This window comes from Pseudomonas sp. S2_E02 (genome assembly GCF_054668355.1).
The window spans coordinates 6259003-6274464 of record NZ_CP162761.1 but is presented as its reverse complement, the minus strand read 5'-3'; the positions used below and the strand labels follow the sequence as shown (position 1 = coordinate 6274464).

Below are 15462 nucleotides of genomic sequence, written 5' to 3'. Positions count from 1 at the left end.
AAAAAAACACACTCGATTCAGGAATACACCATGTCCACTTTGAACCAAGCCCACTGCGAAGCCTGCCGCGCCGATGCGCCACAAGTCAGCGACGAAGAACTGCCGATCCTGATCAAGCAGATCCCTGACTGGAACATAGAAGTCCGCGACAGCATCATGCAGCTGGAGAAAGTTTTCCTGTTCAAGAATTTCAAGCACGCCCTGGCGTTCACCAACGCTGTCGGCGAGATTTCCGAGGCCGAAGGTCATCACCCGGGCCTGCTGACCGAATGGGGCAAAGTCACCGTGACCTGGTGGAGCCATTCGATCAAAGGCCTGCACCGCAACGACTTCATCATGGCTGCGCGCACTGACGAAGTGGCCAAGACCGCAGAAGGACGCAAGTAATGCACTTCGACGCCATCGGCCGGGTACCCGGCGACCCGATCCTCGGTTTGATGGAGGCGTATGCGCAGGACACCAACCCGCGCAAATTCGACCTGGGCGTTGGCGTCTACAAGGACGCTCAAGGCCTGACGCCAATCCCCGAGGCGGTGAAAATCGCCGAAGCGCGGCTGGTCGAAAGCCAGGACACCAAAACCTACATCGGCGGCCACGGCAACCCGCTGTTCGGCAAAGTCATCAATGAGTTGGTGCTCGGTGCCGACTCGAAGCTGATCGCCGCACAACGTGCCGGCGCCACCCAGACGCCGGGCGGTACTGGCGCCCTGCGCCTGGCTGCCGACTTCATCGCCCAGTGCCTGCCGGGCAAGGGCGTGTGGCTGAGCAACCCGACCTGGCCGATCCACGAAACCATTTTCGCCACGGCCGGGGTCAAGGTCAGTCACTACCCATACGTGGGCAGTGACAACCGCCTCGACGTCGATGCCATGCTTGCCGTGCTCAATCAAGTGCCAAACGGTGATGTGGTGCTGCTGCACGCGTGCTGCCACAACCCGACCGGTTTTGACTTGAGCCATGACGACTGGCAGCGCGTGCTCGATGTGGTGCGCAGCCGCAATCTGCTGCCGCTGATCGACTTTGCCTACCAGGGCTTTGGCGACGGTCTGGAGCAGGATGCGTGGTCGACCCGGTTGTTCGCGGCCGAGGTGCCAGAGTTGCTGATTACCAGCTCCTGCTCGAAGAACTTCGGCCTGTACCGCGACCGCACCGGTGCGCTGATCGTCTGCACGAAAACCGCCGACAAGCTCATCGACATCCGCAGCCAACTGGCCAACATCGCCCGCAATTTGTGGTCGACACCGCCAGATCATGGTGCTGCGGTGGTCGCAACCATCCTCGCTGATCCCGAGCTGAAAGCCCGCTGGGCCGATGAAGTGGAAGCCATGCGTTTGCGTATCGCGCAGTTGCGCAGCGGCCTGGTTGAAGCGCTGGAGCCGCATGGCCTGCGCGAGCGTTTTGCACACATTGGCGTGCAGCGCGGGATGTTCTCTTACACCGGGCTGTCGCCGGAGCAAGTGAAACAACTGCGTGAGCATCACAGCGTGTACATGGTCAACTCGGGCCGGGCGAACGTCGCCGGCATCGACGCTACGCGCCTCGCCTTGCTGGCAGAAGCCATCGCCAGCGTCTGCAAATAGTCTAAACACCGCAATACCCTGTAGGAGTGAGCCTGCTCGCGATAGCGGTGTATCAGCCAGCATTTTAGTTGACTGATACACCGCTATCGCGAGCAGGCTCACTCCTACATTTGTTCTGTGGTGACCTTTCGTTTTTGCCTCCCCTGCGGCCATCTGTCGCATTAATTTGAATTAAAAGTCTGATTGTCATTTTTCCTGCTGTATCCTGCGCAGGCTTTCAAGAAGCGCGGATCTACCAGATCTATCAACAGACTTAGCGAGGAGCGCAACCATGCACGAGATTCCTAATCTCCCCTTCCCAAGCCTGCACGTACCTGAGCAGACGACCACGCAGCAAGCCGGAGCCCAACAGCCCGAGCAGAAAGAAGCCGTTGAGAGCCGCCCGGCCGACAACGAAGAGTAAGACCCCGTCGTACAGACCGTGTGGAAAGCGCTAACATGCGCTTTCCACACTGCCTGAACCCCGAGCCTGCCATGACCGACGAATTCTCCGAAAGCCAAGCTGCCGTCCTGATCGGCACCACCGAGAAAATGATCGAGATCTGGAACCGCCTCTCTCCCGAGAAACAGGCCGCCCTGCTCGCCCGCTTCGGCAGCGAAGAAAATGCCCTCGCGGCGCTGGTCACCACACAACTGGTTGCCCCGGCCAACCCCTGAAGCGGCCTCCCGGCAAATAGTTTTACTTTTCCCGCCCCAGAAGCCTCCACGCCGGTATCATAAGCAGCCTATCTAATCTGCCGTTCCCGTGGATCGTTACCCATGTCGCCCTCTATGTCCGAGCCCCAGCGCCCCCTGGCGGTCACGCTGCAAGTCGTTTCCATCGTCCTCTTCACCTTTATCGGTTACCTGAACATCGGCATTCCGCTCGCGGTGCTGCCGGGCTATGTGCACAGCGATCTGGGCTTTGGCGCGGTGATTGCCGGTCTGGTGATCAGCGTGCAGTACCTCGCGACCCTGCTCAGCCGTCCGTATGCCGGCAAGATCATCGACAACCAGGGCAGCAAACGCGCTGTGATGATTGGCCTGGCCGGGTGCGGCTTGAGCGGTGTGTTCATGTTGATTTCGGCGTGGACACCGAACCTGCCGATGCTCAGTTTGATCAGTCTGTTGATCGGTCGCCTGGTGCTGGGCAGCGCTGAAAGCCTTGTCGGTTCTGGTTCGATCGGCTGGGGCATTGGCCGGGTTGGCGCGGCAAACACCGCCAAAGTGATTTCCTGGAACGGCATCGCCAGTTATGGCGCACTGGCAGTTGGCGCACCGTTCGGCGTGTGGCTGGTCGGCCAGTTGGGATTGTGGAGCATGGGCGTCAGCATCATTTTGCTGGCGATTCTTGGTCTGGCGTTGGCCTGGCCGAAAACCGCCGCGCCGATTGTGGCGGGTGAACGCCTGCCGTTCATGCATGTGCTCGGTAAAGTGTTTCCCCACGGTTGCGGCCTGGCGCTGGGCTCGATCGGCTTCGGCACCATCGCCACTTTCATCACCCTGTATTACGCCACACAGCATTGGGACAACGCCGTGCTGTGCCTGAGCCTGTTCGGTGCCAGCTTCATCGGTGCGCGCCTGCTGTTCGGCAATCTGATCAACCGCCTCGGCGGCTTTCGCGTGGCGATTGCCTGCCTGTCGGTGGAGACACTGGGCCTGCTGCTGTTGTGGCTGGCACCGGACGCACATTGGGCGCTGGCCGGTGCGGCGCTGAGCGGGTTTGGTTTCTCGCTGGTGTTCCCGGCGCTGGGTGTGGAGGCAGTGAATCTGGTGCCGGCTTCAAGCCGTGGCGCAGCGGTCGGTGCTTATTCACTGTTCATTGATTTGTCGCTGGGGATCACCGGGCCATTGGCCGGGGCGATTGCGGCAGGCTTCGGCTTTGCTTCGATCTTCCTGTTCGCCGCTCTCGCTGCATTGAGCGGATTGGCCTTGAGCGTCTATCTGTACAAGCACACGGCCAAGTACCGCGAAGACTAGAAGTCCACTTTGCCGCGTCCGGCCTTGATGCTGCCGCGCTTGGTTTTCGATTCGAGCCGGCGCTTCTTCGAGCCGAGGGTCGGCTTGGTGGGGCGGCGTTTCTTTTCGACTTTGGTGGCGCTGAGGATCAGCTCGACCAGACGCTCAAGCGCATCGGCGCGGTTGGCTTCCTGCGTGCGGTATTGCTGGGCCTTGATGATCAACACGCCGTCGCTGGTAATACGACTGTCGCGCAACGCCAGTAGTCGCTCCTTGTAAAACTCGGGCAAGGACGAGGCCGGAATGTCGAAGCGCAGGTGCATCGCACTGGAAACCTTGTTGACGTTCTGCCCACCGGCGCCTTGCGCGCGGATGGCGGTCAGTTCGATCTCGGCATCGGGAAGATGCACGTTGTTGGAAATCACCAGCATGGAAAAGCGTCCGTAATCAGAGTGCACAGGATACCGCGATTAGCTGCAAAGCGACCTGCGGCCTGCGGGCGCAACTTCCAGCGCACTTATATCGAGCATCATTTCGAGTTACCATTGCGACCTTTAAATTTACCCGTTTATGCAGGAAGCAAACTTATGAGCAACAAGGCAGTTATCGTTTTCAGTGGTGGCCAGGACTCTACGACCTGCCTGATCCATGCGCTGACCCACTATGATGAAGTTCACTGCATTACCTTTGATTATGGTCAGCGTCACCACGCGGAAATTGAAGTTGCCCAGCAACTTTGCAAACAGCTTGGCGTGACCGTTCACAAGGTAATGGATGTCTCTCTGCTGAATGAACTGGCGATCAGCAGCCTGACCCGCGACAACATTCCCGTGCCGACCGTCAACAGCTCCGGAGAAAGTCTGCCGAGCACTTTCGTACCGGGAAGAAACATTCTGTTTTTGACCCTCGCGTCTATCTATGCGTATCAGGTTCAAGCCAGAACAGTCATTACCGGTGTTTGCGAAACCGACTTCTCGGGTTACCCGGATTGCCGCGATGAGTTCGTCAAGGCGTTGAACAACGCGCTTGAACTGGGCATGGATTACAAGTTACGTCTGGAAACGCCACTGATGTGGCTGAACAAAGCCGAAACCTGGGCACTGGCTGATTACCACAATCAACTGGACCTGATTCGTCATCAGACGCTGACCTGCTACAACGGTATAGCTGGAAGCGGATGCGGCGACTGTGACGCGTGCAATCTTCGCGCGAAAGGCCTCAACGAGTTCCTGGAGAACAAAGATCAGGTAACCAACAGTTTGAAATTGAAACTCAAACTAAAATAAGACACAAAAAAACGCTCGCCTGGGACAGTCCAAGCGAGCGCTTCTGCTATTCGATCAAACCTGGCTTCCCGTCAGATACTTCTTGAACAGCGACCGCGCCCCATAAGCGGGCATGATATTAAAGAAAGCAAAACCTACTTTGATCGCGATCTGCACATAGATCATGCTCAAGATCGCACTGTTCTCCATCGTTCCATAGAATGCAATGTAACAGAACAGAAAGCTGTCGATGATTACTGCAAACAATGTACTCAAGAATACTCGCAAGAACAGGAATCTGGAGTTGGTCAGTTCCTTGATCTTGCACAACAGATACGAGTTTATGTTTTCGGACACCAGAAACGATATCGAAGACGCTACCAGAACAGAAGACAATTGACTGATCACGTCATTGTAAGGTCCATCGAGCTTCCACCCCGGCAACCCCGGCAAATGGGTGGTGATCGCCAATAGAATGATAATCGCCGCATTGCTGATGAACGCAAAGAGAATTGCCCGGCGCGCCAGCCGCAGACCAAAGGTCTCGTTCAACAAGTCAACGATCAGAAAGGTCAGCGGGTAAAGAAAGGTTCCCGGGGTCACGACAATGTCAAAGTAATCCAGGTAGATCGGCTTGGTCGCCGCAATGCTGGTGAAAATATAAAGCGTGAACAGCATCAGGTTCAGAATGATGTAGATCATCCACGAACTTTCATGACGATCATTGATTTCGTATGCCGTCAGCGCCCCACCCTGGGAGTAGAACTTCTTGTAGAGGTTTTTCACTTCGATTTTATTCAGATTATCCATAATCTCACTATTCAACACTTCACTCAGTTTTATTTTAATTATCTTGCCTGTCGCAATGACCATGATAACGGCCAGGCTTTTTCCATTTTCGAACCCCAGCAATTTGTACTTGCTGTTTTCCATTTCAACACTGCAATCCATTAAATCGTTCCTCGATTACATCTCCGATCACGCATACACGATCCGCATCAAAGTTGCCTTCATGGCTTATAGATAACTTCGCTGTGATTTTGTCATACACCAGTTTTTCCCTGTCGCTGGTCGATGCTCCTTTCTGTACGATCAACAGCTCACCGGGTTCATGCAGACCGCTGATTTCGTTTTCCAGCAGCACACCAATCAGATTAAAAGAAGCGCCAAAATAGTAAGTCAATGGATAAATCGTCGCCAACTCACCAATTCTCTTATCCAGACTTTGCAGCAGCAGACTTTCTTTAATCACCGGAACCGCCGCCGGATTCATATTCCCCTGTGGCGAAATACTGCTTTCGATTATTTCCTTCTCTTCAAAATCAATCGTTTCTATTTCCTCGTAAGACACGCCGAAAAAATCAGAAATCTTGCGTACAGTGGACTGCTGTACATTGACCACTTTGCCTTCAAGGATGTTGTAGATGGTGGTACGCGTCAAACCACTGGAGTGACACAAGGACAACTGCGTCTCCCCGCGACTCTTTATCAGGTATTTGATGTTGTTCTTCAGATTCTCCGATCTTTCTCTTCTGTGCATCACATGCTTATCATCCATTTTTAACTGCAATCAATGTCACGTCCCGAATGATCATTCCGGACATACACAAGTGAGGTAGGAAATTGCAGTTATATCCCTGTCAGTGCCGCGCAGGATCATAGCATTCTCCCTCCTTGGGTTCGGTATAAAAAGTCAGCTTTCACAGGCTGCTTCCGCCAACGTGCGGGGTCATTTCAGCCTCGGTAATGACTCGTCAGTTCCTTTCGACTTCCACCCATGGCCTGAAAATCGGCTCCGGGCAATGCCTGTTTTACACCCGACGCGACTACAAAAAGAATCATTTTCTTTGAAGAATGTTCATTTTTTTGATTAATTCTGTGGCGTTCCTCACTGAAAAATTTATGATGCGTCAATCCGGCGTCGCATTCTCAAGAGTGAAAGAACGAAAAAACGGGTGGGCCTGTACAGGGTTTAGTTTTGCGCGCACAGCGGTCAAAACACGGATTCGCCTGTACAGATCCGGCAAGCAAGGACATGCGCAAATCTCGCAAAACCAGGGAAGGAATCAAGCAATGGCAGTCATTACTGAACCGCTCAAGAACCAGGCTGACATGTTGCGTCGTGGCCTGACGGATCTTCGCGCAGAAGATGCCGAACTGGCGGCCATTCTCGACGCGGAAATCACGCGTCAACAGCACACGCTTTCACTGGTTTCCTCCTCCTGCGCAGTTCAGCCGCGAACCTTGGCGGCCTGCGCTTCCGTGCTGGTCAACGTGACGGCAGAGGGCATGTCCGGCAAGCGCCACAGTGCAGGGTGCGAGAATGTCGAGCTGGTCGAGTCGCTGGCCATTCGCCGGGCCCGGCAACTGTTCGGCGCGCAATACGCCAACGTGCAACCACACTCAGCGTCGAACGCCATATACCAAGTCCTTACGGCCTTGATGGAGCCTGGCGATACCCTGTTGGGTATGGCGGTGGAGCACGGCGGTCATCTCACCCATGGCAGCCTCGCGGCGTTTTCGGGCGCCTACTACAAGGCGATCCAGTACGGCACGACATCCGACGGTCTTATTGATTACGACAAAGTGCGCCTGCTGGCGCTCGCCCATCGCCCACGCGTCATCCTCTGCGGCGCCACCGCCTATTCACGCGTAGTCGACTTCACGCGGTTTCGCGAAATTGCCGATGAAGCCGGCGCCATCCTGCTCGCCGACATTTCGCATATCGCCGGGCTTGTGGCCACCGGTCGGCATCCAGGTCCGATCGACGCCGCACATGTCACCGTCACCTGCACGCACAAGCAACTCGCCGGGCCTCGGGGTGGCGTGATCCTCAGCGGTGCTGATGCGAACACCAAGATTCCCGGCTTGAGAACCACCTTCAGTCGCCTGCTGGATGAAGCCGTTTACCCGCGAATGCAGGGTGCGCTCGCTGCCAACATGGTCGCAGCGAAGGCTGCCGCGCTGGGTTACGCCATGTCGGCAGAATTCGACGTCTGCATGGCGCAGATCCGCAGTACGGCGGATGAAATGGCCCGCGCCTTCCAGGCACAGGATTACGAAGTGGTTGGCGGCTGCAGTGAAAACCATACGGTACTGGTTCGCTTGCGTGGCGACATCACGGGCGCTATCGCGGAGGCGGCACTGGGTCACTGCGGGATCATCGTCAGTCGCCATCGTGTTCCCGGCGATCACCGCTCGACACTGGTGACGAGCGGACTGCGCATCGGCACGGGCGCTCTGGCGCAACGCCGGGTCGATGTCCACGGCAGCCGCCAGATCGTCGATTTGATAGTGCGGGTTCTGAATACGGTAGCGCCGCTCGGCGAACAGGATTACACACTGGAACCCCTGCTCCTCGCGCAGTTTCGCTCAGAGGTCGAAACCCTGTGCAGGGACTATCCTCTCGCCGATTATCAATAGCGGTCCAACATTTGCGCCCATAAAAAACCCGGCACTCAGGCCGGGTTTTGTGTTTCTGTGTCAGCGCTTACTTGGCAGCACCTGCCGCAGGTACGGCCTGTTGCGCACCGCGCTTGTTCTTGATCACGTAGCAAACCCACATGAATACGACCCACACCGGAATTGCATACACCGATATCTGAATGCCCGGGATCAACAGCATCACGCCAAGGATGAAGGCGACGAATGCCAGGCAGATGTAGTTACCGTACGGATACCACAACGCCTTGAACAGCGGCGTCTGTTTGGTCTTGTTCATGTGCTGGCGGAACTTGAAGTGCGAGAAGCTGATCATCGCCCAGTTGATCACCAGCGTCGCAACCACCAGCGACATCAGCAGTTCCAGCGCGTGTTGTGGAATCAGGTAGTTGAGCAGCACAGCCACCAGCGTCACTGCCGCCGAAGCCAGAATCGAACGCACCGGCACACCGCGCTTGTCGATTTTCGCCAGCGCTTTCGGCGCATCACCCTGCTCGGCCATGCCCAGCAGCATACGGCTGTTGCAATAGGTGCCGCTGTTATACACCGACAACGCAGCGGTCAGGACCACGAAGTTGAGGATGTGCGCGGCGGTGTTGCTGCCGAGCATCGAGAACACTTGCACGAACGGGCTGCCGCTGTACGAATCGCCAGACGCGTTAAGGGTTTCCAGCAGGCTGTCCCATGGCGTCAGCGACAGCAGGATCACCAGTGCACCGATGTAGAAAATCAGGATTCGGTAGATCACCTGATTGATCGCTTTCGGGATCACGGTTTTCGGCTTGTCCGCTTCAGCGGCGGTGAAACCGAGCATTTCCAGACCGCCGAAGGAGAACATGATGATCGCCATGGCCATCACCAGACCGCTCACACCGTTCGGGAAGAAACCACCGTGCGACCACAGATTGCTCACCGAGGCTTGCGGGCCGCCGTTGCCGCTGACCAGCAGGTAGCTGCCCAGCGCAATCATGCCGACGATCGCGACGACCTTGATGATCGCGAACCAGAACTCGGCTTCACCGAAGACTTTGACGTTGGCCAGGTTGATCGCGTTGATCAGCACGAAGAAAGCCGCTGCAGACACCCAGGTCGGGATATCCGGCGCCCAATAGTGAATGTATTTGCCGACCGCGGTCAGCTCCGACATGCCCACCAGAATGTACAGGATCCAGCAGTTCCAACCGGACAGGAACCCGGCAAAGCCGCCCCAGTACTTGTGCGCGAAATGGCTGAAGGAACCGGCCACCGGCTCTTCGACAATCATCTCGCCCAACTGGCGCATGATCATGAAGGCGATGAAGCCGCAGATGGCGTAGCCGAGGATCATCGACGGGCCGGCGGATTTCAGTACCCCGGCCGAGCCGAGGAACAATCCGGTACCGATCGCGCCACCGAGGGCGATCAGTTGAATATGGCGATTTTTCAGGCCGCGTTTCAGCTCGCCTGATTGCGAGGGTTGTCCACTCATGAAAAAGGTCTCACGCAAGGTTTGATAGTGTTCAGTAGACGTTGCTGCAAGGTTGCGATTTCAGGCAGCCCCGATCAAACCCCAGCGCAGGCACCAGGAGTTCAGCTTATTTACAACGGTCATGCGTCACCTGTTTGTTTTTATCTGTGACGAAATCGAACCCGAAACGCTTGTGGCGCCACGGAGTGAACAAGGCGGATAGCCTTGAGATTTGCGCGATTACGCAGAGGGTCACAGTTAAAACGCGGCGCATTGTACACCGCTAACCCCCTGCTGCCAGACCCCGCTGGATCAGCGTGGCGGTTGCCGGGATTGCGTGTGTCCGCCTCGAGTCACTCGAGCGGCTGCAAAAATTGAGTCAGGCCTTTGCAGGCCATCGGCGTGGACGAGGAAAAAATCGTCCCACGGAGAGAGATGGAGATCAGTCACGGCGTTCATTGCGCCTCCTTCTTGTTATGCACCTGCACGACAGGCATGAGGCGCATCTCACCCTGCAAACGGCGCTGAAACAAGCGCGCCAGAGCCTTGTCCGGCCCGCGGCGGAGCAGGCTTCGGCAGCTTTTCCTTACAGCGATCATGACGGGTTGGTTTCACTCGGTTTTACCGGCTTTTTTGTAAACATTTCTTTACGATGCGTAACGCAGAGTTTCCATTTCAGAAATATCTGTCAGACGTCTGCAAATTGACGGTAGCTAGCTTGCTAATGAAACGTGCCGTTTAGTTTTTTGTTTTCAAATAAGAAAACTGCCGCCGAAAAACAGAATAAAAAGTCTATTTAAAAATTAAATGAATAATTTTTTGCATTACAAAAAACCCTGAACTAGGTTCTTCACGTCTTGCCGGCCACCTCGACCGGCCAGTCACAACCGTGAATGTCATCTAGGAGATCGACCATGCAAGCACTGGAAAAAGACTTGGATACCGAACTGCAACTGGACGAATGGTTTGAAGCACCGACCCACGAGGCGGCTGTAGAAATGATGCGAGCCGACGCGGTAGTTCCGTTCGGCACGGCGATGTGGCCTCTGTAAGACATCTCCGGGCAGGCACGATCCGGCCGGTCGTGCCTGCCGCTTTCTACACGGTCAGTCAGGGAGGATTCATGGATAAGCCCCGCGCGATCTCGCATTTCCTTTACTACCTCGAACACCACCCCGCCCTTGCCGGTCTCGACTCGGCGAAGGTATTGCTCGGCCACACGGCTGATTACGAAGCGCTGACCGGCGCGATCGCCGAACAGGCAGGCGATCATCCTCGTTTCCAGTTCAGCAGCCGACGTCTGGACCTGGACAGCACTGCAACGCTGACCTCGGCAATCACCGACAGCGATCTGTACATTTTCTTCTACGACTCTTCCACCTTGCCCAACCCACGCCCCGACGGCCCGGAGTTCGTCCGCGCGCTGCAAGCGGTGATGGCGGAGAACTGGAAGAAGTCGCTGCTGTTCAAGGATTACGGCGATTATTTCTATGACACCTTCAGCGTCACGCCGCAGCGCATTGCTGGCCTGAACAGTCACCTGATCCAGCGTATGTCCCAGGCGACCACGCTGAGTTTCAAAGACGATGACGGCTCATGGTTTGAAACGCCGCTGAGCAGCATCAAGAAGTGGACCGATATCAACGGCATCGGCAACTTCGACCTGGCCCCCGGCGAAATCGCCACGCACAGCGAGGCCATCAATGGCCATGTGAAATTCAAGGGCACGTTCCTCAGCACCATCCCGTTTGCGCGCAAATACGGCGTACTGGAATCGCCGTTGGAGCTATGGATCGAGAATTCGACTATCAGCCGCATCGCCACGGAGGTGCCGGGGCTGGAGCATGATTTCAACAAGTACCTGGACGCCAATCCGTCGAACCGGCGGATTGAGGAGTTGGGGATTGGCACCAATGAAGGCGTGAAGGATTTGTATGCGCGTAATGCCGGGTTTGAGGAGCGGCATTGTGGCTTGCATCTCGGATTGGGCGGCGGGGCCAAGGGCAGCCATCATCTGGACCTGATCTTCTCGGGCGGGGTTTTGGCGCTGGATGATAAACCTGTGTTTGATGGACGCTTTGTGTTCTAGCCCCAAGATTTCTTTATTGAAGCTACCGGCCCTTTCGCGAGCAAGCTCGCTCCCACAGGGGATTTGTGTACGACACAGGTCCAATGTGGGAGCGAGCTTGCTCGCGAAGAGGCCCTGCCAGGCGCTACATACCTTTCATCAGACGAAAAAAAACGCCAACCCTGAGGTTGGCGTTTTGGCTTTGGCTTGAAGCTTGCCGCTAGAAGCTCGCAGCTGCCTTATTCCGGCTTCTTGCGACCAAACCCCGGACGCTGACCGGAACCGGCCGGTGCGCCGCGACGCTTGCCCGACGGCTTGTCACCCTCAACCAGCTTGATCCCCGGACGCTTCGGCGCAGGCTTGGCCGGGCGCTTGTTGGTGGTGTCTGCTGGACGATCCGCCACAGGCGTGCCACGACCGGCAGGTGCACCACGCTCGCCACGTTCAGTGCGACCGTTGGCCGGACGCGGAGCGCGTTCGCCGTCACGGGCGGCAACTGGCTTGCGACCTGGGCGCTCGCCTTCGATCTGCGGCTCACGGCTCGGGCGTGGGCCGGTCGGCGCGCCAGCGGCTGGACGCAGGGTGCGCACGCGCTCGGTCTTGGCCATCGGCCGCGACGATTTGCGCTGCATGCGCTCAAGCTTGTCTTTGCTCTTGGCGTTCAGTTGCGGCATCGCTACCGGCGTCAGGCCGACTTCAGCACTGAGGATGTCGACTTCGTACTGGCTCATTTCGCGCCAGCGCCCCATCGGCAGGTCGGAGTTGAGGAACACCGGACCGAAACGCACGCGCTTCAGACGGCTGACCACCAGACCCTGCGATTCCCACAGACGACGAACCTCACGGTTACGGCCTTCCATCACCACGCAGTGATACCAGTGGTTGAAGCCTTCACCGCCTGGCGCCTGCTTGATGTCGGTGAACTTCGCCGGGCCGTCTTCCAGCACGACGCCGGCCTTCAGGCGCTCGATCATCTCGTCGTCGACTTCACCGCGTACGCGCACGGCGTACTCACGGTCCATCTCGTAGGACGGGTGCATCAGACGGTTGGCCAGCTCACCGTCGGTGGTGAACATCAGCAGACCGGTGGTGTTGATGTCGAGACGACCGATGTTGATCCAGCGACCTTCTTTCGGACGCGGCAGCTTGTCGAACACGGTCGGACGGCCTTCAGGGTCGTCACGGGTGCAGATCTCGCCATCGGGTTTGTTGTACATGATCACGCGGCGGACCGATTCGGCCGCTTCTTCGCGCTTGATCACCTTGCCATCAATGGTGATGGCGTCGTGCATGTCGACGCGCAGACCGAGGGTGGCGTCTTTGCCATTGACCTTGATCCGGCCCTGGCTGATCCAGGATTCCACGTCACGGCGCGAGCCGACGCCGATACGGGCGAGGACTTTCTGCAGCTTTTCGCCTGCTGGGCCGATTTCCTGGTCGTCTTTCTGAATGATGTCGCTCATCTGGGCACCTCCCGGTGTGGTCTGTTCAAGCGCTCTGAATTGGACGCCTGAAGCATTGAAATCTGGGTTCTCGGCCGAAGGGATCGGCGGAGGGTCGCGAATCATACGCGGATGTGCGCCATCGCGCATCAGAGACTAGTCGATCAGGCCAAGGTTATTTCTTTTTCCGCCGACCGGCGCCACCGAGTTTGATCAGGCGCAGCGCGGCTTCGGCCAGTACGCTGCGCTTGTCGTCCTTGTCGAGTTTCTTCCAGGCCTTGATTTCGCGCTTGCTGCGGCCGCAACCGAGGCAGATGTCGTCGGTGAATTTGCAGAGGCTGATGCACGGGTCTTTTGTTGAACTCATACCTACTCCAGAAACACACAAATCCCCTGTAGGAGTGAGCCTGCTCGCGATAGCGGTGTATCTGCCAAGAAGATGTCGACTGACACACCGCAATCGCGAGCAGGCTCACTCCTACAGGGGTTTGCGGTGTTCTTGGGATCGGATCAGTCTTCGAACTCGCGGCGTTCGGCTTCGATCGCTTCCGCCAAGGCGCGGGCTTCGGCTTCTTCTTCGCTCAGCTCGGGTTCTGGCGCGGGTTGTTCGAGCGCGGCGACGGCGGCCAACAGCTTTTCGCGGGCTTCGGCGACGCCAAGAATGTCCTCTTCCGGTTCGGCTTCTGGCTCGGCTTCAAGTTCAACTTCAATCGCTGGCTCAGCGACTTCGGTTTCAGGCTCGGTCGTCGGCGCGTCACTGTCGCCCGCCTCACCATCCGCCGCATCTCGCAGCAAATCGTCGAAGTCGGTCTTGATCCCCTCCTCCATGCTGTCCAGCTCCAGCAGCAAGGTATGGAAACTGGTCTCTTCCTTCTCCTCTTCCGGCTCGGCGCTGGCGTCGGCCAACTCCTGCAAACCCTGCGGCACCGGAGCGTCGTCGAAATCGAGCACCGGGTCGGTTTCCATTTCGCGCAATTCGGCCAGCGGCGGCAGGTCTTCGAGGTTCTTCAGGTTGAAGTGATCGAGAAACATCTTGGTGGTGGCAAACATCGCCGGTTTGCCCGGCACATCGCGGTAACCAACAACACGAATCCACTCGCGCTCCAGCAAGGTCTTGACGATATTGCTGTTCACCGCCACGCCACGCACGTCTTCGATCTCGCCACGGGTGATCGGCTGACGGTAGGCAATCAGCGCGATGGTTTCGAGCAAGGCGCGGGAGTAACGCTGCGGGCGCTCTTCCCACAAGCGGCCGACCCACGGCGAAAACTTTTCGCGGATCTGCAAGCGATAGCCCGATGAGACTTCCTTGAGCTCGAAAGCACGGCCCTCGCAGGACTTGCCCAGCAGGGTCAGGGCTTTCTTGAAGACCGCAGGCTCGGGCCGTTCGCCTTCTTCAAACAGTTCAAACAGGCGCTCAAGGGATTGCGGCTTTCCCGAGGCCAACAGAAAGGCTTCAAGCAGGGGGGCCAGCTCGCGGGGTTCAGTCAGATTCATGTTTCGACTCGTTATTCGGCTCGGGCTCGCACGTGGATCGCGGCGAACGGCTCATTCTGCACCAGCTCGACCAAGGATTCCTTGACCAGTTCAAGGATCGCCATAAAGGTCACCACCACACCCAGCCGCCCTTCTTCGGCGGTGAACAGCTCGACGAACGGCACAAAACCGCCGCCCTTGAGCCGTTCCAGCACATCGCTCATGCGCTCGCGGGTGGACAGTGCTTCGCGGCTGACCTGGTGGCTTTCAAACATATCGCCACGGCGCAGCACTTCGGCCATGCACATCAAAATCTCTTCCAGCGCAACGTCGGGCAACAGCTTGCGTGCACGGGCTTCCGGGGCGTCGAGCTTGGGCACGATCACATCGCGGCCAACGCGGCTCAAGCCGTCGATGCCTTCGGCGGCCGCCTTGAAACGCTCGTATTCCTGCAAGCGGCGGATCAGTTCGGCACGCGGGTCGTCTTCTTCGTCTTCGACGGTTTCAGCGCGCGGCAGAAGCATGCGCGACTTGATCTCGGCGAGCATCGCGGCCATCACCAGATACTCGGCGGCCAGCTCCAGACGCACCGACTGCATCAACTCGACATAACCCATGTACTGGCGGGTGATTTCCGCCACCGGGATATCGAGGATGTTGATGTTCTGTTTGCGGATCAGGTACAGCAGCAGGTCGAGCGGGCCTTCGAAGGCTTCAAGGAAGACTTCCAGCGCATCCGGCGGGATGTACAGGTCCAGCGGCATCTCCATGACTGCCTGGCCATAGACCATGGCAAACGGCAGTT

17 protein-coding genes are annotated in these 15462 nt (G+C 57.3%); 9 read left to right on the top strand and 8 right to left on the bottom strand.

Annotated elements, in window-relative coordinates; translation table 11 throughout:
• The first annotated feature begins 30 nt into the window (after positions 1–30).
• The 5 genes from AB4O01_RS28175 to AB4O01_RS28155 all read left to right on the top strand — a co-directional run bounded on the left by AB4O01_RS28175 (position 31) and on the right by AB4O01_RS28155 (position 3539).
• Positions 31–387, top strand: coding sequence for a 4a-hydroxytetrahydrobiopterin dehydratase (locus AB4O01_RS28175; RefSeq protein WP_003222798.1), 357 nt, complete (start codon positions 31–33; stop codon positions 385–387).
• Positions 387–1580, top strand: a complete 1194-nt coding sequence (locus AB4O01_RS28170; RefSeq protein ID WP_460090171.1) for an amino acid aminotransferase — start codon at positions 387–389, stop codon at positions 1578–1580. The genes AB4O01_RS28175 and AB4O01_RS28170 overlap by 1 nt, the downstream gene beginning before the upstream one ends.
• Positions 1581–1851: 271 nt before the next feature.
• Positions 1852–1983, top strand: a complete 132-nt coding sequence (locus AB4O01_RS28165) for a hypothetical protein (protein ID WP_256573958.1) — start codon at positions 1852–1854, stop codon at positions 1981–1983.
• Between the two features lie 71 nt (positions 1984–2054).
• Positions 2055–2237: a hypothetical protein gene (locus AB4O01_RS28160; RefSeq protein WP_186624423.1), complete on the top strand. Its 183-nt coding sequence runs from the start codon at positions 2055–2057 to the stop codon at positions 2235–2237.
• Between the two features lie 114 nt (positions 2238–2351).
• Positions 2352–3539 carry an MFS transporter gene (locus AB4O01_RS28155; RefSeq protein WP_175559663.1) on the top strand — a complete coding sequence of 396 codons (1188 nt, stop codon included), beginning with the start codon at positions 2352–2354 and terminating at the stop codon, positions 3537–3539.
• On the opposite strand, the gene arfB is transcribed toward AB4O01_RS28155, so the two are convergent.
• A complete protein-coding gene (gene arfB, locus AB4O01_RS28150) occupies positions 3536–3949 on the bottom strand; it encodes an alternative ribosome rescue aminoacyl-tRNA hydrolase ArfB (RefSeq protein WP_007920134.1) in 414 nt (137 codons plus the stop codon). The genes AB4O01_RS28155 and arfB overlap by 4 nt on opposite strands.
• A 156-nt stretch (positions 3950–4105) precedes the next feature.
• Here arfB and queC point away from each other — a divergent pair, with 156 nt between their 5' ends.
• The gene (gene queC / locus AB4O01_RS28145) at positions 4106–4804 is read left to right on the top strand and encodes a 7-cyano-7-deazaguanine synthase QueC (RefSeq protein ID WP_257357585.1); all 699 of its coding nucleotides are present in this window, start codon (positions 4106–4108) and stop codon (positions 4802–4804) included.
• A 54-nt stretch (positions 4805–4858) separates the two neighbouring features.
• Here the strand turns inward: queC and AB4O01_RS28140 are convergent, their stop codons facing one another.
• Positions 4859–5734: a queuosine precursor transporter gene (locus AB4O01_RS28140; RefSeq protein ID WP_093439557.1), complete on the bottom strand. Its 876-nt coding sequence runs from the start codon at positions 5732–5734 to the stop codon at positions 4859–4861.
• Positions 5718–6323, bottom strand: coding sequence for a helix-turn-helix transcriptional regulator (locus AB4O01_RS28135; RefSeq protein ID WP_186624441.1), 606 nt, complete (start codon positions 6321–6323; stop codon positions 5718–5720). Before AB4O01_RS28135 ends, AB4O01_RS28140 begins: the two co-directional genes overlap by 17 nt.
• A 533-nt stretch (positions 6324–6856) precedes the next feature.
• On the opposite strand from AB4O01_RS28135, the gene AB4O01_RS28130 reads away from it, so the two are divergent.
• The gene (locus AB4O01_RS28130; RefSeq protein ID WP_460090169.1) at positions 6857–8206 is read left to right on the top strand and encodes a serine hydroxymethyltransferase; all 1350 of its coding nucleotides are present in this window, start codon (positions 6857–6859) and stop codon (positions 8204–8206) included.
• Between the two features lie 67 nt (positions 8207–8273).
• Here the strand turns inward: AB4O01_RS28130 and AB4O01_RS28125 are convergent, their stop codons facing one another.
• On the bottom strand, positions 8274–9692 hold the full coding sequence (locus AB4O01_RS28125) for an amino acid permease (protein ID WP_460090168.1): 1419 nt from the start codon (positions 9690–9692) through the stop codon (positions 8274–8276).
• A gap of 893 nt (positions 9693–10585) precedes the next feature.
• Here AB4O01_RS28125 and AB4O01_RS28120 point away from each other — a divergent pair.
• A complete protein-coding gene (locus AB4O01_RS28120) occupies positions 10586–10723 on the top strand; it encodes a hypothetical protein (RefSeq protein ID WP_460090167.1) in 138 nt (45 codons plus the stop codon).
• A gap of 71 nt (positions 10724–10794) precedes the next feature.
• Positions 10795–11760, top strand: a complete 966-nt coding sequence (locus tag AB4O01_RS28115; protein WP_099758325.1) for a M29 family metallopeptidase — start codon at positions 10795–10797, stop codon at positions 11758–11760.
• A 218-nt stretch (positions 11761–11978) separates the two neighbouring features.
• Here the strand turns inward: AB4O01_RS28115 and rluB are convergent, their stop codons facing one another.
• The 4 genes from rluB to AB4O01_RS28095 all read right to left on the bottom strand — a co-directional run bounded on the left by rluB (position 11979) and on the right by AB4O01_RS28095 (position 15388).
• Entirely contained in the window at positions 11979–13202 is a 1224-nt protein-coding gene (gene rluB / locus AB4O01_RS28110) for a 23S rRNA pseudouridine(2605) synthase RluB (protein WP_460090166.1), read from the bottom strand.
• A 154-nt stretch (positions 13203–13356) separates the two neighbouring features.
• A complete protein-coding gene (locus AB4O01_RS28105) occupies positions 13357–13548 on the bottom strand; it encodes a DUF1289 domain-containing protein (protein WP_034153249.1) in 192 nt (63 codons plus the stop codon).
• A 143-nt stretch (positions 13549–13691) separates the two neighbouring features.
• A complete protein-coding gene (scpB, locus tag AB4O01_RS28100) occupies positions 13692–14678 on the bottom strand; it encodes an SMC-Scp complex subunit ScpB (RefSeq protein ID WP_093439535.1) in 987 nt (328 codons plus the stop codon).
• 11 nt (positions 14679–14689) lie between these two features.
• Positions 14690–15388, bottom strand: a complete 699-nt coding sequence (locus tag AB4O01_RS28095) for a segregation and condensation protein A (protein ID WP_172828192.1) — start codon at positions 15386–15388, stop codon at positions 14690–14692.
• Positions 15389–15462: the final 74 nt, after the last annotated feature.